Raw genomic sequence first — 20,040 nt, forward strand, 5'->3', positions numbered from 1 at the left:
GGCCGGCACTACCCTGTCCTACATGCACCGCCTGGTTGCCGGCCAGCGGCCGGCACTACCGCTCAGCGCAGCAGCGCCACCGCCGCGCAGGCGACCACGATCGCCAGCGACGGCCACTGCATCGGCAGGTAGAAGAAATGATGGCGGGCAGGCTCGCCCTTCGCGCGCGAGCCGCGGTTGAGCACCAGGCCGAGCACGACATTGATTGCCGCGCCAATGCCGAATCCGATCAGCAACTGGGTCAGTGAGGTATTGCCCTTGGCAACGGCAGGGTCGGGCCACAGCCACATCAGCAGCAGCAAGGTGGCGATGGGGGTGAGCAGGGTCAGGAAACCTGCGCCTCGGTAAATCAGCATGGGGATGTCCGGCAAAAAACGAGGGCACATTCTGCCTCACCCGCGTGCCGACCAACGGTCGGCACCTACCGGGCAGGCCACGACCGTGGGTCGTGGCCGTCGAACCTCAGCGCAGACCGGTCTCGTTGCGTGCGATCACCAGACGCTGGATCTCCGAGGTGCCCTCGTAGATTTCCGTGATCTTGGCATCACGGAAGTAACGCTCCAGCGGCATTTCCTTGGAGTAGCCCATGCCGCCGTGGATCTGCACGGCCTGGTGGGTGATCCACATCGCCGCTTCCGAGGCGGTCAGCTTGGCGATCGCTGCTTCGTTGCTGAAGCGCTTGCCCTGCCCCTTCACCCACGCCGCGCGCAGCGTCAGCAGCAGCGCTGCATCCAGCTTGCACTTCATGTCGGCGATCTTGGCCTGGGTCATCTGGAAGGTGCCGATCGCCGCGCCGAAAGCCTTGCGGTCCTTCACGTATTCGATCGTCGCTTCGTACGCCGCACGGGCGATGCCGATCGCCTGCGAGGCGATGCCGATACGGCCGGCGTCGAGCACGCCCATGGCGATCTTGAAGCCCTCGCCTTCCTTGCCCAGCACGTCATCGGCGTCCGCCACGTAATCCTGGAACTCGATTTCGCAGGTGGCCGAGGCACGGATGCCCAGCTTCGGCTCGGTCTTGCCGCGATGGAAGCCGGCCTTGTCGGTGTCGATCATGAAGGCGGTGATGCCACGCGCGCCCTGTTCCGGATCGGTCATCGCAAACAGCACGATGTACTTGGCCACCGGGCCGGAGGTGATCCAGCTCTTCTTGCCGTTGATCACGTAGGTGCCGTCGGCCTGCTTGACCGCGCGGCACCGCATGGCCGTCGCATCTGACCCGGACTGCGGCTCGGTCAGCGCGAACGCGCCGATGGCCTCGCCCTCGGCGATGGCGCGCACATACTTCTGCTTCTGCGCTTCGCTGCCGTGGGTCAGGATGCCGTTGCAGAACAGCGAGTTGTTGACCGACATGATCGTTGAATGCGCAGCGTCTCCGGCGGCGACCTCCACCATCGCCAGGACGTAGGCGATCGGGTCCATGCCCGCACCGCCGTAGGCTTCGGGCACTTCAATGCCCATCAGACCGTTCTCGCCCAGCAGGCGGATGTTCTCCAGCGGGAACTCGCCGGTGCGGTCGTGGTGTTCGGCGCTGGGCGCGATTTTTTCCTGCGCGATTCGGCGCGCAACGTCCTGCAGCATCAACTGCTCTTCGGTAAAGCTGAAATCCACAACACCCTCCCGGGTACAGAGTGATAAGGGCCACAGTGCGCGCGGCCCGGTCGGGCGATTGTACCGGGGGGCGGGGAAAGCACGCCTGACTTGACCGCACCGCCGCCAAAGGACGAAAATATCTCTATATCGCGATAGGTAGATATTTATGGATCTCGAGGACTGGTCCGTCCGGCTGAAAGTGTTTGCCGACGCCACCCGGGTGCGCCTGCTGGCGCTGCTGGAACAGGAAGAACTCACCGTGGCCGAGCTGTCGGCCATCACCACGCTGGCGCAGCCGCGGGTGTCCACCCACCTGGCCCGACTCAAGGAAGCCGGCCTGGTCCGCGACCGTCGCTCCGGCGTCTCGGCGTATTACCGCTTCGATGACGCCGCGCTGGATCCGGCGCAGCGCGCATTGTGGCATGCCCTGAGCACCGGCAGCGACGACCCGCTGCTGCGCCAGGATGCTGAACGCGTTGCTGCCGTCATGGCCAGCCGTGCGGCGGACCAGAACTGGGCCGACAGCGTCGCCGGCGACATGGAACGCCATTATTCCCCGGGCCGCACCTGGGAAGCGCTGGCACGCACCGCCCTGCCGTTGCTGGAAACCGGTGACGTGCTCGATATCGCCTCCGGTGACGGCGTGCTGGCCGAGCTTGTGGCGCCGCACGCCAAGCGCTACATCTGTATCGACACCAGCGCGCGCGTGGTCGCCGCTGCCAGCGAGCGCCTGCGCCGGCTGGCCAACGTGGAAGTGCGCGAAGGCGATATGCATGCCCTGCCCTTCCCCGACCAGAGCTTCGACCTGGTGGTGCTGATGCACGCACTGACCTATGCGGCCAAGCCGGCCCAGGCCGTCGCCGAGGGTGCGCGCGTGCTGCGCCCGGGCGGGCGCCTGCTGCTGTGCAGCCTGGCCCGTCACGAGCACCGTGCGGCCGTGGATGCCTATGGCCACGTCAACCTCGGCTTCAGCGACAAGGAACTGCGCAAGTTCGTGGAGAAGGCCGGCCTGGTCGTCTCCAGCCTGGAAACCGTGACCCGCGAGAAGCGCCCGCCGCATTTCGAAGTCATTTCGCTGATCGCCAGCAAGCCCTGAGGTCTGCCCATGCCATCCCTGCCCTGGCTCCACCCCGACCGCGTGCACGCGCTGGAAACGGCGCTGGCCCAGCGCATCCTGATCATCGATGGCGCCATGGGCACGATGATCCAGCGGCATGGGCTGGAAGAGGACGATTACCGCGGCGCGCGCTTCGCCGGCGGTTACGACCACCAGCACGGGCCCGGCTGCGACCATGCCGCGCCCGGCGACACGCCGCAGGGACATGACCTCAAGGGCAACAACGACCTGCTGTTGTTGACCCGCCCGGAGGTGATCGGCGGCATCCATACCGCGTACCTGGAAGCCGGCGCCGATCTGGTCGAGACCAATACGTTCAACGCGACCTCGGTCAGCCAGGCCGACTATCACCTTGAACACCTGGTCTACGAGCTCAACAAAGCCGGTGCCGCAGTAGCGCGCGCCTGCTGCGATGCGGTCGCGGCGACCACGCCGGGCAAGCCGCGCTTCGTGATCGGGGTGCTCGGCCCCACCAGCCGCACCGCGTCGATCAGCCCGGACGTGAACGATCCCGGCTTCCGCAACACCAGCTTCGATGCGCTGCGCGAGACCTACCGCGAGGCCATCGATGGGCTGATCGACGGCGGTGCCGACACCCTGATGGTGGAAACCATCTTCGACACGCTCAACGCCAAAGCCGCGCTGTTCGCCATCGAAGAAGTGTTCGATGCCCGCGGCGGGCGGCTGCCGGTGATGATCTCCGGCACGATCACCGACGCCTCCGGCCGCACCCTGTCCGGGCAGACGGCCGAGGCGTTCTACGCCTCGGTCGCGCACGGCCGGCCGCTGTCGATCGGGCTGAACTGCGCGCTCGGCGCCAGCGACATGCGCCCCCACGTGGAGACCTTGTCCACGGTGGCCGAGTGCCTGGTCAGCGCGCATCCCAATGCCGGTCTGCCCAATGCGTTCGGTGAGTACGACGAAACCCCGGAAGAAATGGCCACCACGCTGCGCGAATTCGCCAGCGCCGGTCTGCTCAACCTGGTGGGCGGCTGCTGCGGCACCACCCCGGCACACATCCGTGCCATCGCCGAAGCGGTGGCGGATCTGCCGCCGCGCCGCCTGCCCGCACCACCGCTGGAAGACGCGGCATGACCGCATCCGCCCCACGCTCCCGTTGTCGTTGACCTTCCTCCGCCAGCCCGTGCCCGCCTGCCCATGACGTCTTCCCGCCACACCCGCCTGTCCGGTCTCGAGCCGCTGGTCATCACCCCGGACCTGCTGTTCGTCAACATCGGTGAGCGTACCAACGTCACCGGCAGCGCGCAGTTCCGCAAGCTGGTGAAGGAAGAGCGCTACGAGGAAGCGGTGGAAGTGGCGCGCCAGCAGGTCGCCAACGGCGCGCAGATTCTCGACGTCAACATGGACGAGGGCCTGATCGATTCCGAAAAGGCGATGACGCGCTACCTCAACCTGATCATGTCCGAGCCGGACATCGCCCGGATTCCGGTGATGGTCGACTCCTCCAAGTGGAGCGTGATCGAAGCGGGGCTGAAGTGCCTGCAGGGCAAGAGCGTGGTCAACTCGATCTCGCTCAAGGAAGGCGAAGCGCAGTTCATCGAACAGGCGCGCAAGGTGCTGCGTTACGGCGCGGCGGCCGTGGTGATGGCCTTCGATGAAGAAGGTCAGGCCGATACGTGCGCGCGCAAGGTCGAGATCTGCACTCGCGCCTACCGGGTCCTGACCGAGCAGGTCGGCTTCCCGCCACAGGACATCATCTTCGACCCGAACATCTTCGCCGTCGCCACCGGCATCGAAGAACACGACAACTACGCGGTCGACTTCATCGAAGCCACCCGCATCATCAAGCGGACGTTGCCGCACTGCCATGTCTCCGGCGGCGTCTCCAACGTGTCGTTCTCCTTCCGCGGCAATGAAACCGTGCGCCAGGCGATCCACTCGGTGTTCCTGTTCCATGCCATCGGCGCGGGCATGGACATGGGCATCGTCAACGCCGGCGCGATGCCGATCTACGATGATCTCGACGCCGAGCTGCGCGAGCGCGTGGAGGATGTGATCCTCAACCGCCGCAGCGATGGCACCGAGCGCCTGCTGGAGATCGCCGAGCGCTACAAGGGCAAGAAGGGCGAAGTGCGCGGCGAAGACCTGGCCTGGCGCGAGAAGCCGGTCAATGACCGCCTTGCCCATGCGCTGGTGCACGGCATGGATGCGTGGGTCGAGCAGGACACCGAAGAGGCGCGTGCGCGTTCGACCCGTCCGCTGGATGTGATCGAAGGGCCGCTGATGGACGGCATGAACATCGTGGGCGACCTGTTTGGCGCCGGCAAGATGTTCCTGCCGCAGGTGGTCAAATCCGCACGCGTGATGAAGAAGGCGGTGGCCTACCTGCTGCCGTACATCGAGGCGGAAAAGGCCCGCAGCGGCGACACCGCCAAGAGCAACGGCAAGATCATCATGGCCACGGTCAAGGGTGACGTGCACGACATCGGCAAGAACATCGTCGGTGTGGTCCTGGCCTGCAACAATTTCGACGTGGTCGATCTGGGCGTGATGGTCCCGGCGCAGAAGATCCTGGACGCCGCGCGCGCCGAGAACGCCGACATCATCGGCCTGTCCGGCCTGATCACGCCCTCGCTGGAAGAGATGAGCCACGTCGCCCGCGAGATGGAGCGCCAGGGCTTCACCATGCCGCTGATGATCGGCGGTGCGACCACCTCGCGCGCGCACACCGCGCTGAAGATCGACCCGCATTACAAGGCGCCCACGGTGTGGGTGAAGGATGCCTCGCGCGCGGTCGGCGTGGCGCAATCGCTGATCTCGCGTGAGCTGCGCGATGCCTTCGTGGCCGCCAACGAGGCCGACTACGCCGACATCCGCCAACGCCACCGCAACCGCGGCGACGCCAAGCGGTTGGTCACCCTCGCCAAGGCACGCGCCCAGCGGTTCGTGGGCGACTGGGGCAACTACACACCACCGGCGCCGCGCAAGCCGGGCCTGCATGTGCTCGACGATTACCCACTGGCCGACCTGGTCGAGGTGATCGACTGGACCCCGTTCTTCCAGGCCTGGGAACTGGCCGGCAAGTTCCCGGCGATCCTGACCGATGAGATCGTCGGCCCGCAGGCCACCGATCTGTACCAGGACGCCCGCGCGATGCTCACCCGCATCGTCGAGGAGAAGTGGCTGACCGCCAAGGCCGTGTTCGGCCTGTGGCCAGCCAACAGCGTCGGCGATGACGTGCACCTGCGCACCGACAACGGCCCGGCCGTGCTGCACTTCCTGCGCCAGCAGGTGGACAAGCCGGTCGAACGCCCGGATTTCTGCCTGGCCGATTTCATCGCCCCGGCCGACAGCGGCAAGCAGGATTGGATCGGTGCGTTCGCGGTCACCGCCGGTATCGGCATCGACCCGCACGTGGCCCGCTTCGAGGCCGATCACGACGATTACAACGCGATCCTGCTCAAGGCGCTGGCCGACCGCCTGGCCGAAGCGCTGGCCGAGCGCCTGCACCAGCACGTGCGCATGGATTACTGGGGCTACCAGCCCGATGAGCAGCTGGACAACGAATCGCTGATCGCCGAAAAGTACGCCGGCATCCGTCCTGCCCCGGGCTATCCGGCCTGCCCGGAACACAGCGAGAAGGCCACGCTGTTCCGCTTGCTGGATGCCGAGCGCAACGCGGACATGCAGCTGACCGAGAGCTTTGCGATGCTGCCCACCGCGGCGGTGTCGGGCTATTACTTCAGCCACCCGCAGAGCCAGTATTTCGTGGTCGGCCGGGTCACCCGTGAGCAGGTGGTCGACTATGCCAAGCGCAAAGGCGTGGACCGCGTGCAGGCCGAGCGCTGGCTGGCCTCGAACCTGGATTACGATCCGGAATGACCGCGTCACCCGACCAACGGTCGGGTGCTACCGGCGTGATGGATTGACGGTGTCGCTCGTTTGCCCGACCCACGGTCGGGTGCTACCGGCATAATGCACGGGTAGGCACCCACTGTTGGCGGGTGCGCGCCCTCCGAGACCCTGCATGACCGCCCTCCCCCGCGACGCCGTACCGGCCGTCCGCCTGTCGTCGTTCTACCTGTTCTATTACGCCGCCCTGGGCGCGTTCACGCCGTACTGGTCGTTGTTCCTGACCTCGCGTGGCATGAGCGTGACCGCGATCAGCGTGATGATGGGCATCTGGTACGCCACCCGCATCGTGGCCCCCACCACCTGGACCTCCCTCGCCGCCGCCTCGCCGCGCCCGATCTTCTGGCTGCGGCTGGGCTGCGTGCTCACCCTGCTGACCTTCTGCGCGTTCCTGCTGCCATTGCCGCAGCCGTGGCTGTACCCGGCGATGATCGCGTTCTGCTTCTTCTACAACGCGGTGATGCCGCAGTTCGAATCGATCACGTTGACGCACCTGGGCAGCGACAGCCATCGCTATGGGCTGATCCGGGTCTGGGGCTCGCTGGGCTTCATCGCCGTGGTGATGCTGTTCGGCTGGATCATCGAAGGCGACGGCGGTGCCGGCAACGCGCATCTGCTGCCGTGGTTGATGCTGCCGCTGTTCGGCCTGCTGACCGCCTCGGGCTTTGCCAACCACTACGCACGCAACCTGCAGCGCACTGACGGCGATGCCAGTGGCTTCTGGGCGATCGTGCGCAAGCCGCAGGTGCTGGCGTTCTTCCTGGCCGCGTTCATGGAGCAGCTGTCGTTCGGCCCGTACTACACGTTCTTTTCGGTCTACATGGATCACCACGGCTATGCGACCTCCACCCTGGGCGTGCTGTGGACGGTCGGGGTGGTGTTCGAAGTGGGCGTGTTCTTCACCATCGGGCGCTTCTTCCGGCGCTATGACGCCAGCTGGATGCTGCTGATCGCCCTGCTCAGTTCCACCGTGCGCTGGGCGGTCACCGCGCTGTTCCCGGAGAACCTGCCGGTGATGCTGGTCGCCCAGACCGCGCATGCACTGGGCTTCGCCGCCTTCTTCGCCGCCGCGATGCAGATGCTGGCCACCTACTTCCCCGGGCGCCTCAACGGCCATGGCCAGGGCTTGTTGTACGGCTTCTCCTCCGGGGTGGGCGGCGTGCTCGGCGCGCTGATCGCGGGCCAGTTGTGGCCGATCGATCAGGGCCGTACCGCGTTCCTCGCGGGCAGCGGGTTTGCGTTGGCCGGCGCCTTGCTGTGCTTCTTCGCGATCAGCCTGCCGCTGCTGCGCGCGCGCACGCGCTGATCATCCGCTGCCGGTAATGCCGGCCAGTGGCCGGCAACCTGATCCCCCGGATGGGGTAGGCTCAAGGCTCCCCCTGACTGGAGCCGCCGATGCGACCGACCCGCCTGTGGGCGCTGCTGCTTGCCGCCACCACCGCCCTGCCTGCCGCAGCCGAGCCGATCCTGTTCGACAATGCCCGTGTCTTCGATGGCACGCGCGACCTCGGCATCACACCGGTGCTGATCGACGGCGCGCGGATCGTGCATGTCGGCACGCCGCTGCCGGCGGCCGCCACCGGTGCGCGCCGCATCGATTACACCGGCAAGACCCTGTTGCCCGGCCTGGTCAGCGACCATGCCCATGTTGGCAACACGCAGGGGCTGGAGCACGGCGACCGTTTCTACACCCATGACAACGTGGTGCGTGACCTGCGCCAGTTCCAGCGCTACGGCATCACCACGGTGACGGCGCTGGGCATGAACGGCGCGGACTTTTTCGCCATCCGCCAAGCGGTGAACGCCGATCCCGGCCTGGGTGCGCAGCTGTATGGCGCCGGCGGCGGTATCGGCGCCCCGGATGGCGCACCCCCGGCAGATACCATGGGTCTGCGCCATGACCCGGTGGCACGGCCGCGCAACGCCGAACAGGCGCGCGCGGCCGTGGCCATCCAGCACGCCGATGGCGTGGATCTGATCAAGCTGTGGGTCGATGATCTCGGCGGCAAGCGTCCGATGATGACCCCGGAGGTCTACCGCGCGGCCATCGCCGAAGCACATGGGCGCGGGCTCAAGGTCGCTGCCCACATCCACGATCTCGAGCAGGCCCGCGACTTGGTCGATGCCAACGTCGACATCCTCGCCCACGGTATCCGCGACCGCGCGGTGGACCCGATGCTGGCGCGGAAGATGCGCGACCAGGGCACCTGGTACATCCCCACCATCGCCATCGACGAGGCCAACTACAGGTATGCAGAGCATCCGCTGGCATTGCAGCAGCCCTTCCTGCGCCAGGCACTGCACGCCGATGTGCTGGCGCGATGGTCGCAGCCGGAGTGGCAGCGCAGCCAGCTGGCCAGCGATGGCATACCGGCCGCACGCAAGGCGGTCGCGACCAATCTGGACAACGTGCGCCGCCTGCATGCGGCCGGGGTGAAGCTTGGCTTCGGCACCGATGCCGGCGCGATGCCGCAACGGGTGATCGGCGTGGCCGAACACCGGGAACTGCAGCTGTTGGTGGAGGCCGGGCTGACGCCCTCCGAAGCCTTGCACGTCGCCACCACGCAAGCGGCGGCATTGCTGGGGCAGACCGACCGCGGCCGCATTGCCGCCGGCAAGCGCGCCGACCTGCTGGTGCTCGATGCCGATCCGCTGGTGGATATCGCCAACACGCAGCGCATTGGCGCGGTCTGGCAGGCGGGCCAGGAAGTCGCCGGGCCGATCGAAGCCGCTGCAGACACGGCTACCCGCGACTGATCGCGGGCGGTGTGATTCAGGGGGCGACGGCGGGCGCCGTCGTCTCCCACCGCTCCAACTGCGCCTGGAAATCAGGCAGCAGCAGACGATTGCCATAGCCGCTGAGATGGTCACCATCGAAGAACAGCGGCTTGCCCTCACGGGTCGGCAGGCATTGCTCGCCGGGGCACAGCAACGGCATCGGATCCCAGATCGACGCGCCGGGCAGACCTGCAGCCACCTGCTGCAGGCCGGCCAATACCGGGGCACGCAACTGCTCGATCTCGCTGCGCGGCACGGTCATGCCGTTGGCGCAGATCGGGTTGTGGCGGTTGAACACATCCGAGCACCGGTACGGGGGCGCTGGCAGCACGGGTTTGGGCGCTTCCAGCACGATGTGAACACCGCGATCGGCCAGCGGCCTGAGCTGCTCGATCCAGTGCGCGATTTCGGCGGTGCGGCCTGCATTGGCCGCCTCGCTCAGATGGTCGGCGCGAACCTGCGCGACATCGAACAGTGCGTACTGCTCAGACAGGCGCGGCAGCCGCAGCCCTGCCAACAGCACCACATCGCCCGGCTGCGCACGCGCCTGGATATCGTCCAGCACATTGCGCGCATAGGCCTCGCAGGCCGGATTGGGCCCCTGCCAGGCGCGCAGCCCAACCAGCGCGCACCCTCCGCTGCCATACAGGCGGATCGGCGCTCCATCCCGCACAACCAGGCGCTGCAACATTTCGTGGTAGGCCAGCGCATGCGAATCACCGGCCACGAACAGTTGGCGGGTGGATGCGGTGCGTCCCGGGCACTCACCACGCTCATACAGACGCGCCTGCCCGCCCAGCACCGGCACGTTGCTGACCCGCACGCGGCAGTCCGGGATTTCCTTCTTCAGCCCCTTGGCATACGGGTACCAGTCCAGCGGGGCACGGCTGACCACACTGAGCGAGGTGTACTGCTGGGTCTTGACCAGCGCCGACTGCAGGCCGGCGCCGAGCACCAGTACGCCCAGCCCGACCACGACCCAGCGCGCGTTGCTGACGCGCCAGCGTGCCCCATGCCGCAGGGGCTGTTCCACCCAGCGCCACGACAGCCAGGACAACAGTGCCACGCACAGCAGCGCGGCGCCGCCGGTGGCCACCGTCTCCAGGCCCACCGTCCAGCGGAACAGCACGAAGACCGGCCAGTGCCACAGGTACAGCGAGTAGGACAGCCGACCGATCGTCACCATCGGCGTGGTCGCCAGCGCGCGCCCGATCCAGCCCCCGGGTGAGCGCTGCAGCAGGCCCAGCAACCCCAGCGTGCCCACCACCGGCCACAGCCCATCGATCCACGGCGAATGCCCCGGCCGTGCCGCCCACAACCCATAGCCCAGCGCCGCAAGGCTCAGCACCAGCAGCGGCGAGCGCCAGCTGATACCGCGCGGCGGAGCCGGTGGCGGCGTGAACCGGCCGCTCAGGGACAATAGCTGGAACAGCAGCACGCCAGCGCCCAGCTGCCAGAAGCGGGTGGTGGTCAGGTAGAACGCATCGATCTCATGACCGCCCTGCCGCGCGCGGAACACCGCGTACCCCAGCGATGCCACGGTTGCCACGCCGAACAGGCCCAGCGACAGCCAGCGCCCGCGCGGGCCTCTGGCCCACGCCAGGAACAACAGCGGGAACAGCAGGTAGAACTGCTCTTCCACACCCAGCGACCAGGTATGCGTGTACGGATTGAACTCGGTGCGCGGCGAGAAGTAGTCGTTGCCGGTGCTGGCCAGCACCCAGTTGCTCAGCCCGAAGAACGCCATCCGGCCGGTCTTGTCGCTGGTCTCGCTGAGCCAGGATTCGGGAATCAGCAACGCGCTGAGCATCGCCGTTACCAGCAGGCAGACCACCAGTGCCGGCGCGATGCGACGCATGCGGCGCGCATAGAAGCGTGCCAGCCCGGCCCAGCCGCCGACCGCCGGCAGGCGATCCACCGAGGCGCTGACCACGAAACCGGAGATGACGAAGAACACATCCACGCCAGTGAAGCCACCCGGCAACCAGCTCGCCTTGAGGTGATAGAGGATGACCGCCAGCACGGCGATCGCACGCAGGCCATCGATATGCGGGAAATACCCGGGACTGCGTTCCTGCATGGCCCTGCTCCTGACATGCAACGGGCGCCTGACGGCGCCCAGCGCGTTCAACAATGGTTGCGTTGGCTTACCAGACCAGGTCGTCGGGCACCTGGTACTGCGGATCGGCATACGGATCTTCACCGGCCGGCGCATCCGGATCGACCTTCAGCGCCACCGACGGTGCGAACACCGCTTCGGCGTCGGCCAGCACCGCGGCAGTCACCAGCACATAGCGGCCGTTCTGCTGCAGCACGCCGAGCTCGCCGGCATTGAGTGCCTTGAGCTGATCGGCGGTGACGTAGATGCGCTTGATCTTGCCGCCATAGGGGAAGTGGCGCGCGATGTCGGCCGCTTCAGCGTTGAGCGACTTGCCTTCCAGCAGGACCTCCAGCTTGGCCTTGGCTTCGCGACGCAGACGCGCTTCTTCCTGCTTCAGGCGCTCGGCCTCGATGCGGTCGTCTTTTTCCTTCTGCGCGCGGATCGCATACGCCTTGGCGAGGTCGATGTCCTCGCGCGAGCGCGGTTTGCCGGGTGCGCCCTGCGGCGGGCGGGCACCGGCGGGGCGGCCCTTGCCCTGCGGGCGGCGGTCGCCGTCGCGGGCGGGGCGCTGGCCCTCGCCTGGCTTGCCGGCCGGGCGTGCGCCCTGCGGCTTGCCGGCCGGGCGGCCGTCACGGCGCGCGTCGGGTCGACGATCCGGCTTGCGGTCGTTGGTTCGTTCGGGTTTGGGCGCGGCTTTGAAGCCAAGGCCCAGCAGCTGGTCGCGGAGAGTATCGCTCATGACGTCAGATCAGTAATGCGGAGGCGGCGGCTCTTCGGCCGAATCGGAATACAACGCGGTGCGGACCTTGCCGAGGTCTTCGAGCAGGATACGGGTCAGGTCGGCATTGCGGTTGCCTTCCATGCGCGCATCGGCCAGGGCCTCGCTCAGTTCGGCCAACGCCTGCTCCTGGAAGGAGACGCGCATTTCCAGCTCGATCAGGCGTGCTTCCAGTGCCTGTTCGCGCTCGGAGGGTGTGGACTCATGCATTCAACGAACGTCCCCGGCCAATGCCGTAGTAAGCCAGGCCCGCGGCTTCGATGTCCTGCGGGTCGTACAGATTGCGGCCGTCAAACACGACCGCATCGTTGAGCATCTCGCGCAGGCGGACGAAATCCGGGCTGCGGAACTGCTTCCATTCGGTCACCACGACCAGCGCATCGGCGCCCTCGAGGGCGTCGTACGCGTTGTCGCAGAACACCAGATCATCGCGCTCGCCGAAAATGCGGCGCGCTTCTTCGGTCGCTTCCGGATCGTAGGCGCGCACCTGCGCCCCCGCCTCCCACAGCTGCGCCAGCAGGCGGCGGCTGGAGGCTTCACGCATGTCATCGGTGTTGGGCTTGAACGCCAGGCCCCACACCGCGAAGGTCTTGCCGCGCACGCCTTCATCCTCGCCACGGTCGTAGTGGCGCTGGATCAGGGCGTACAGATGCCCCTTCTGGTGCTCGTTGACGGCTTCCACCGCGTTCAACAGTTTCGGCTCATGGCCATGCTGCTGGGCGGTCCGGGCCAGGGCCTGCACATCCTTGGGGAAGCACGAGCCGCCGTAGCCGGCGCCGGGATAGATGAAGTGCCAGCCGATGCGCGGATCCGAGCCGATGCCCTGACGGACCTGCTCGATGTCGGCACCGACCTTCTCGGCGATATTGGCGATTTCGTTCATGAACGAAATCTTGGTCGCCAGCATCGCGTTGGCCGCGTACTTGGTCAGCTCCGCCGAGCGCACGTCCATCTCCACCACGCGGTCGTGATTGCGATTGAACGCCGCATACAGGCGGCGCATCAGCGCGACCGATTCGGGATTGGACGCGCCCACCACGATGCGGTCGGGCCGCATGCAGTCGGCGACCGCGTCACCTTCCTTGAGGAATTCGGGGTTGGAGACCACGTCGAACGCGATCTCCACGCCGCGCGCGGCCAGCGCCTGCGCGATGGCCTCACGGACTTTGTCGGCCGTGCCAACCGGCACGGTCGATTTGTTCACCACCACCACCGGCACGGTGATGTGCCGGCCGATGGTGCGGGCCACGGCCAGCACGTACTGCAGGTCGGCACTGCCGTCCTCGTCCGGTGGCGTGCCCACGGCAATGAAGATCACCTGGCCATGCGCGATCGCGGCGGCGGCGTCGGAGGTGAAGGTCAACCGCGACGCATCGTGGTTGGCCTTGACCATCGGTTCCAGGCCGGGCTCATAGATCGGGATGATCCCGTTGTTGAGGCCGTCGACCTTGGCCTGGTCGATATCGACACAGATCACCTGGTGGCCAACCTCGGCCAGGCAGGTACCCGTGACAAGACCGACGTAGCCGGTACCGAAAATCGCAACGCGCATGGGCGGTGGTGCTCCAGATCCGTTACGGCAGAACGTTCAGCAGCTCGACGTCGAACGTCAGCGTCGCGTTCGGACCGATCGGGCCGCCCGGGGTGCCCTGCTCGCCATAGGCCAGCTCGCCCGGAATCCAGAAGCGGTACTTCGAGCCGGTCGGCATCAGCGAAACGCCTTCGGACCAGCCCTTGATCACCTGGTCCAGACCGAACTCGATCGGCTGGCCACGCTGGTAGCTGCTGTCGAACACGGTGCCGTCGAGCAGCTTGCCTTCGTAGTTCACGCGCACCTTGCTGGTCGGCATCGGGCGCTCACCCGAACCCGGGCGCAGCACCTGGTACTGCAGACCCGAGGCGGTGGTCACCACGCCCGGCGCGGTCTTGTTCTTGGCCAGGAAGTTGTTGCCATCCACCCGGTTGGTACCGGCCTGGGCGGCGGACTTGGCGTCCATTTCAGCCTGCTTGCCCTTCATGAAGCCTTCCAGCGTGGCCTTGGCCTGCTCGGCCGTCATCTTCGGGGTGCCATTGTTGAAGGTGGTGCTGACCGCATCGAACAGCGCGTCCAGGTCCAGATCGTCCTTGAGCGGTGCCAGCGACGGGCCCACGGCGAAGCCGCCCAGCATCAGGCCGACCTTTTCACGGTCCACCTTCGGCGGCGCGGTGCCCGGCGCAACGCCCGGAACCGGCTGGCCGCTCTTGCCCATCACGGCCTGGCGCAGGGCGGCATCGGTCTTCTGCGCCTCTTCCTGGCTGATGAGCGGCTGCTTGCCTTCAAAGGCATTGGTCACACCGCGGCGCAGGGCGGCCAGATCGATCTCGCTGGAAATCGGACCGAACGAATTGGCCACATCGATACCGATGGCGTAGCCGAGCTTTTCCCGTTGGGTGTTCAAAGTGGAAGTCTCCTTGACAGCCGCGCGGGCGGCTGGTTGTTGCGACATCGCGGTACCGGTGGCACCCATCGCCAGAATCAGAACCGACGCCGCGGCGCCGCGCATTCCCATCTTCATTCGCTGCATTCCTGGAAGTGACTGGACGCCGACGTCGGCGCGAAAGCAACCATTGTCGCACGCGCGTCCGAGATGTCGATATCGTCAGCGCTTGTTGGCGGTGACAGAGAGTTCACGTTCGATCGCCGCCACCAGCTTCGGATCGTCCGGCGTGACCTTGCTCGGGAACTGCGCCACCACCCGGCCGTCGCGGCCGATCAGATACTTGTGGAAGTTCCAGCCCGGGGACACGCCCGTGGCGGTGGCGAGACTGCGATACAGCGGCGTCGCGTCCGGCCCGGTCACCACCACCTTCTGGAACATCGGGAACTTCACGCCGTAGGTCAGCGTGCAGAACTCCTGGATCTGGGTCTCGTCGCCCGGCTCCTGCCCCTTGAAGTCGTTGGAAGGGAAGCCAAGCACCGAGAAACCACGCGCGGCGTACTTGCGCTGCAACGCCTCCAGACCTTCGTACTGCGGGGTGAAACCGCACTTGCTGGCGGTGTTGACCACCAGCAGCACCTTGCCGCCGTACTGCTTGGCCAGGTTGACCTCGCCCTTCCCGGCCAGCGGGCGGTAGCTCACATCCAGCAGATCGGCCGCCTGGGCCGACGCGCCCACCAGCAGGCCGGCCGCCAGCAACAGCAGGGACCAACGCGCCCGGCGCGGCGCGCGGTCGCGACGGACAGACGACAGCAGAGACACGTGGTGCATCGCGACACTCCAAAGTGGGGACAACGAGGGGGTGAACGGGCCTGGCAAGGGCTGCCAAGGCTGCGGCGGCACTATATCACCGGCGTTTTTGCCACCGGACGCCGCCGGTCCGCCGGTTTCGGGCGCCCACCAGCAACGCGGTCGCGGCGCCACCTGCAGGGCGCGGCTCGATCCCATTCAGGGGCTGCTTTGTCGCATCGGCGATGTCAGCCGCGGCGGCTGACATCCGCATATGATTGCCTGAATACGCCGGTGGCTTGCCATACCATTGACATCAATGAATGTGCGCTGGCGCAGTTCGACGCCGCACACTGATAACATATTGTTTATATTCAATGACTTGGGATATTTCGAACGCGGTCATGCCGCCCCTGCCATCAGTTGGGTATCGCCCCCTGTTGATCTTCGGCGTGCCGGTGTTATAGTTGCATACAACACCAGTCACCTAGACAGGGGAAGCCCATGAACCGCATGCGCCACCGCCACGCCGCCAAAGCCGTCACCGCCGCCTCGGCGTTGCTCCTGCTCGGCTGGTTCGGCATCCCCTCCGGTGACGCTGGCAGCCCTGCCAGCGCCGATGTGTTTGAAGGCCCGCAGGACGCAGGCGTCATCGAGGCAGGGACCGCCAACGGCGCCCCCACGCCCCCCCGCCGGCTGCACAGCTCCCTGTCCATGCCTTACTTCTCATTCGCGCAGTCGCTGAACCCACGGAGCTGACCATGAGCGATATTCAATGGAGCGATGGTGCTCCGATCTACCGCCAGCTGAAAGAGCGGGTGATCGCCATGATGCTTGACGGCATCATCAAGCCCGGCGATGCCCTGCCTTCGGTCCGGCAGGTTGCCGCCGAGTACCAGCTCAACCCCATCACCGTATCGCGCGCCTACCAGGAACTGGCTGATGAAGGCCTGGTCGAAAAGCGCCGCGGCCTGGGCATGTTCATGACCGAGGAAGCGGCCACGCAGCTGCGCAGCAGCGAGCGCGACCGGTTTCTCAATGAAGAATGGCCGCTGGTCCTGGAGCGCATCCAACGCCTCGGCCTGAACCTCGACGAATTGCTGCCCCAGGGGAAATCCTCATGAATGCCGTTGCAAGTGATGTCGTCATTTCCGCTCGAGGCCTGCGCAAGGCCTACAAACAGACCGTGGCGCTGGACAACACCAGTTTCACGATCGCACCCGGCCGCATCACCGGGCTGATCGGCCCCAACGGCGCCGGCAAGACCACCCTGCTCAAGGCGCTGCTCGGCCTGACCTCGGTGGAAGGCGAGCTGCGCGTGCTCGGGCTGGACCCGACCGAGCAGCGCAACGCCCTGATGAACGATGTGTGCTTCATCGCCGACGTGGCGGTGCTGCCGCGCTGGATGAAGGTGCGCGAGGCCATCGATTTCGTCGCCGGCACCCATCCGCGTTTCGACCGGGCGCGCTGCGAGCGCTTCCTGGCCTCCACCAAGCTGCATCCCAAGCAGCGCGTGCGCGAACTGTCCAAGGGCATGATCGTGCAGCTGCACCTGGCCCTGGTGATGGCCATCGATGCCAAGGTACTGGTGCTGGACGAGCCGACCCTGGGCCTGGACATCCTGTACCGCAAGGAGTTCTACCAGCGTCTGCTGGAGGACTACTTCGATGAGCAGAAGACGATCATCGTCACCACCCACCAGGTGGAAGAGATCGAGCACATCCTCACCGATGTGATGTTCATCCGTGATGGCCGCATCGTGCTCACCACCGATATGGAAGACATCGGCGAGCGCTATACCGAAGTGCTGGTGTCGGCCGATGCCGTCGAGGCCGCGCGCGCACTCAAGCCGATCGACGAACGCGCCCTGCCCTTCGGCAAGACCGTGCTGCTGTTCGACGGGGTGCCACGCGCCCAGCTCACGCCCTTGGGCGAAATCCGCAGCCCGGGGCTGGCGGATCTGTTCGTGGCCATCATGAAGGGAACCTACGCATGAACACCGTCAACCACCCCATCAGCAAGGCCAGCTCGTTCAAGTGGCTGCTCAAGCGTGAGTACTGGGAAAACCGCGGCGGGTTCCTGTATGCGCCGGTGATCGCCGGCGGCATCTCGCTGGTGATGAGCCTGCTCGGCATCGTGTTCGGCCTGGTGGCCATGCACCGTGCGGTCAAGAGCGGCGGCCTCCACCTCAACGACGAAAATGTCAGCATCAACGGCCTGGACCTGAGTCTGCTGACCAGCAAGCTCGATGCCAAGAACCTGCATGACCTGGCCAACGGCCTGGATCTGACCCTGATCCTGAGCTCGGGCTGGCCGCTGATCGTGCTCGCCTTCGTGGTGTTCTTCTACTGCCTGGGCGCCCTGTACGACGACCGTCGCGACCGCAGCATCCTGTTCTGGAAGTCATTGCCGCTGTCGGATACGTCCACCGTCCTGTCCAAGGCCGTGAGTGCGCTGCTGATCGCCCCGCTCATCGCGGTGATCGCCTCGGCCCTGACCATGTTCGGCTTCCTGGTGATGATCTCGATCGTGGTGATCGCCCACGGCGGCGATCCGATGCTGCTGATCTGGGGTCCGGCCAGCCCGCTGACCATTCTCGCCGGTCACCTGTCCTGGATCCCGGTCTACCTGCTCTGGGCCCTGCCGACCGTTGGCTGGCTGCTGCTGTGCTCGGCCTGGGCCAAGACCAAGCCGTTCCTGTGGGCGGTGATGCTGCCGCTGTTCGCCGGCATCATCGTCAGCACCACCAAGCTGATGACCCTGTTCGACCTGACCGGCGGCTGGTTCTGGAAGCACATCGTGGGCCGCCTGCTGCTCAGCGCGGTCCCGGCCAGCGACCAGTTCTACCGCGGCGAGTCGATGTTCAGCGGCAACGGCAACATGGACAACCTGGTCAACGAACTGGGCCCGAGCCACCAACTGGCTGCCTTCGCGATGCCGGAACTGTGGATCGGTGCCGCCGTCGGCGTGGTGTTCCTGTTCCTGGCCATCCGCCTGCGCCGCCGCGCCGGCGAAATCTGATCCCTGCCCTTCATCGAGGAACCGCCCATGATCCGCACGCTCGCTGTTGCTTCCCTGCTGTTGCTGCCGCTGACCGCGCTCGCCAATGAGCCGCAGTGCACGTTCAACGAAGCCCGTGACCTGAAGCTCGACCTGGCCGGCGCCAAGGCGGTGGTGTTCGAAGTGAACCAGCACGATCTGGTGCTGCAGGCTGGCCCGGGCGCGGCCCAGCTCGGGGGGCGCGCCTGCGCCTCCAACGCGGATTGGCTGCGCGAACTGACCGTGACCCAGCAGAAGGTCGGCGACAAGCTCGTCGTCCGCCTGCAGCGCGACGCCCGCAACACGCTCACCATCAGCGGCAGCAGCTATGCCTACCTGGACATGCGCGGCACCGTACCGGACTCGATCCTGGTCCAGCTCAAGGTCGGCTCGGGCGATGCCAGCGTCACCGGTGCGCACTCGCTGAGCGCGGACGTCGGCTCGGGTGACATCAAGCTTCAGGAGATCAAAGGCCTGGTGACCGCAGCGGTCGGCTCGGGCGATGTCATCCTCGACGGTGCCGGTGCGCTGAACCTGCTCTCGGTCGGTTCGGGCGATTTCAAGGCCCGCAACATCCGCGGGGACGCCAAGGTCGGCACGATCGGCTCGGGCGACTTCGAGCTGGATACGGTCGGTGGCAACGTCGAGATCGGCGTGGTCGGCTCCGGGGATACCGATGTGCGCAAAGCCAAGGGCAACGTGCGCGTCGGCACCGTCGGCTCCGGCGACACCGACCTGCGCGATATCGGCGGCAGCGTCACCGTGGACCGTCATGGGTCGGGCGATGTCACCGCGCGCGATGTCGGCGGCGACCTGCGCGTGGCCAACAGCGGCAGCGGCGATATCCGCCACAGCAACGTGCGCGGCCGGGTTGAACTGCCGCGCGGCAAGTAAGCCTCTCTTCTCCTCTGACGGATACGCATCATGACGACTCGACTGCTGCTGCCTGCCCTGCTGTTGTGCCTGCCGATCGCAGCCTGTACCGCCCCCGACAGTGGCAAGGGCAAGGCGCCCGCCGACCAGAGCGCCGCCGCCCCGGCGACCAGCGCGCTGGATACCGATGGCATCGGCAAGACCGTGCAGGAGGCCACCGAGAAGGCCCGCCGGGAGATCAGCCAGGGCAACATTTCCATCGCCAACGGGAAGACCCCGAAGGCGGAGATCAGCCCCCAGGGCGACCTGCTCATCGACGGCAAGGCGGTCACCGTGGACGCCCACCAGCGGGCGCTGCTGCTGGACTACCGCAAGCAGGTCGAGCAGCTCGCCAACGCCGGCATGGAAATCGGCGTGGCCGGTGCCAATCTGGGCGTGAAGGCGGCCGGCGAAGCGATCAAAGGCATGTTCTCCGGCGACACCCAGGGCATTGAGGCGCGCGTGAATGAAGAAGCCAGGAAGATCGAGGATCAGGCCCAGAGGCTGTGCGGGCTGCTGCCCGGCATGATGGCCAGGCAGCAGGCGCTGGCCGCCGCGCTGCCGGCCTTCCAGCCGTACGCGACGATGGACCAGAGCGACATCGACGACTGCGGCAAGTAACCCCGGCACTGCCTGCGACGAT

18 protein-coding genes and 1 pseudogene are annotated in these 20,040 nt (G+C 66.5%); 11 read left to right on the plus strand and 8 right to left on the minus strand.

Annotation, left to right across the window (positions count from 1 at the left end; all coding sequences use genetic code 11):
- Positions 1–62 precede the first annotated feature (62 nt).
- Both ABE571_RS17145 and ABE571_RS17150 read right to left on the minus strand, forming a co-directional pair.
- The gene (locus ABE571_RS17145; RefSeq protein WP_346494259.1) at positions 63–356 is read right to left on the minus strand and encodes a hypothetical protein; all 294 of its coding nucleotides are present in this window, start codon (positions 354–356) and stop codon (positions 63–65) included.
- 106 nt (positions 357–462) lie between these two features.
- Positions 463–1,611: an acyl-CoA dehydrogenase family protein gene (locus tag ABE571_RS17150; protein ID WP_313210656.1), complete on the minus strand. Its 1,149-nt coding sequence runs from the start codon at positions 1,609–1,611 to the stop codon at positions 463–465.
- A gap of 148 nt (positions 1,612–1,759) precedes the next feature.
- On the opposite strand from ABE571_RS17150, the gene ABE571_RS17155 reads away from it, so the two are divergent.
- From ABE571_RS17155 to ABE571_RS17175, 5 genes and pseudogenes are all read left to right on the plus strand, one after another.
- Positions 1,760–2,689, plus strand: coding sequence for a metalloregulator ArsR/SmtB family transcription factor (locus tag ABE571_RS17155; RefSeq protein ID WP_121037902.1), 930 nt, complete (start codon positions 1,760–1,762; stop codon positions 2,687–2,689).
- Between the two features lie 9 nt (positions 2,690–2,698).
- Entirely contained in the window at positions 2,699–3,805 is a 1,107-nt protein-coding gene (locus ABE571_RS17160) for a homocysteine S-methyltransferase family protein (RefSeq protein WP_313210653.1), read from the plus strand.
- 33 nt (positions 3,806–3,838) lie between these two features.
- Positions 3,839–6,553, plus strand: a pseudogene (gene metH, locus ABE571_RS17165) (methionine synthase); the annotation flags it as partial.
- Positions 6,554–6,698: 145 nt separating this feature from the next.
- Positions 6,699–7,889 carry an MFS transporter gene (locus ABE571_RS17170; protein WP_346462680.1) on the plus strand — a complete coding sequence of 397 codons (1,191 nt, stop codon included), beginning with the start codon at positions 6,699–6,701 and terminating at the stop codon, positions 7,887–7,889.
- An 89-nt stretch (positions 7,890–7,978) separates the two neighbouring features.
- Positions 7,979–9,340, plus strand: coding sequence for an amidohydrolase family protein (locus ABE571_RS17175; RefSeq protein ID WP_346494261.1), 1,362 nt, complete (start codon positions 7,979–7,981; stop codon positions 9,338–9,340).
- A 16-nt stretch (positions 9,341–9,356) separates the two neighbouring features.
- Here the strand turns inward: ABE571_RS17175 and ABE571_RS17180 are convergent, their stop codons facing one another.
- The 6 genes from ABE571_RS17180 to ABE571_RS17205 all read right to left on the minus strand — a co-directional run bounded on the left by ABE571_RS17180 (position 9,357) and on the right by ABE571_RS17205 (position 15,488).
- Positions 9,357–11,441 carry an acyltransferase family protein gene (locus ABE571_RS17180; protein ID WP_313218809.1) on the minus strand — a complete coding sequence of 695 codons (2,085 nt, stop codon included), beginning with the start codon at positions 11,439–11,441 and terminating at the stop codon, positions 9,357–9,359.
- Between the two features lie 67 nt (positions 11,442–11,508).
- Positions 11,509–12,201, minus strand: a complete 693-nt coding sequence (locus tag ABE571_RS17185) for a DUF2058 family protein (RefSeq protein ID WP_346483449.1) — start codon at positions 12,199–12,201, stop codon at positions 11,509–11,511.
- Between the two features lie 9 nt (positions 12,202–12,210).
- Positions 12,211–12,450 carry a SlyX family protein gene (locus tag ABE571_RS17190; protein WP_019185948.1) on the minus strand — a complete coding sequence of 80 codons (240 nt, stop codon included), beginning with the start codon at positions 12,448–12,450 and terminating at the stop codon, positions 12,211–12,213.
- Positions 12,443–13,792: a UDP-glucose/GDP-mannose dehydrogenase family protein gene (locus tag ABE571_RS17195; RefSeq protein WP_346494264.1), complete on the minus strand. Its 1,350-nt coding sequence runs from the start codon at positions 13,790–13,792 to the stop codon at positions 12,443–12,445. The genes ABE571_RS17190 and ABE571_RS17195 overlap by 8 nt, the downstream gene beginning before the upstream one ends.
- A 22-nt stretch (positions 13,793–13,814) precedes the next feature.
- Complete coding sequence (locus ABE571_RS17200) at positions 13,815–14,795, minus strand: FKBP-type peptidyl-prolyl cis-trans isomerase (protein ID WP_346494266.1); 981 nt, start codon at positions 14,793–14,795, stop codon at positions 13,815–13,817.
- Between the two features lie 84 nt (positions 14,796–14,879).
- Positions 14,880–15,488: a glutathione peroxidase gene (locus ABE571_RS17205; protein WP_346494268.1), complete on the minus strand. Its 609-nt coding sequence runs from the start codon at positions 15,486–15,488 to the stop codon at positions 14,880–14,882.
- A 462-nt stretch (positions 15,489–15,950) separates the two neighbouring features.
- Between ABE571_RS17205 and ABE571_RS17210 the strand changes: the two genes are divergently transcribed.
- The 6 genes from ABE571_RS17210 to ABE571_RS17235 are packed head-to-tail and all read left to right on the plus strand — an operon-like array spanning position 15,951 to position 20,018.
- Positions 15,951–16,205: a hypothetical protein gene (locus ABE571_RS17210; protein ID WP_282262813.1), complete on the plus strand. Its 255-nt coding sequence runs from the start codon at positions 15,951–15,953 to the stop codon at positions 16,203–16,205.
- A gap of 2 nt (positions 16,206–16,207) precedes the next feature.
- Positions 16,208–16,570 (plus strand): GntR family transcriptional regulator, encoded by a 363-nt coding sequence (locus ABE571_RS17215; RefSeq protein ID WP_019185943.1) that lies wholly within the window; start codon positions 16,208–16,210, stop codon positions 16,568–16,570.
- Positions 16,567–17,442, plus strand: a complete 876-nt coding sequence (locus ABE571_RS17220; protein ID WP_121037935.1) for an ABC transporter ATP-binding protein — start codon at positions 16,567–16,569, stop codon at positions 17,440–17,442. Before ABE571_RS17215 ends, ABE571_RS17220 begins: the two co-directional genes overlap by 4 nt.
- On the plus strand, positions 17,439–18,467 hold the full coding sequence (locus tag ABE571_RS17225) for a hypothetical protein (protein WP_313218815.1): 1,029 nt from the start codon (positions 17,439–17,441) through the stop codon (positions 18,465–18,467). Before ABE571_RS17220 ends, ABE571_RS17225 begins: the two co-directional genes overlap by 4 nt.
- 27 nt (positions 18,468–18,494) lie before the next feature.
- Complete coding sequence (locus ABE571_RS17230; protein ID WP_313212780.1) at positions 18,495–19,379, plus strand: hypothetical protein; 885 nt, start codon at positions 18,495–18,497, stop codon at positions 19,377–19,379.
- Positions 19,380–19,409: 30 nt separating this feature from the next.
- Positions 19,410–20,018: a DUF2884 family protein gene (locus ABE571_RS17235; protein WP_313212781.1), complete on the plus strand. Its 609-nt coding sequence runs from the start codon at positions 19,410–19,412 to the stop codon at positions 20,016–20,018.
- Positions 20,019–20,040: the final 22 nt, after the last annotated feature.

This window comes from Stenotrophomonas sp. TWI273 (assembly GCF_039674765.1).
Classification (GTDB): Bacteria; Pseudomonadota; Gammaproteobacteria; order Xanthomonadales; family Xanthomonadaceae; genus Stenotrophomonas.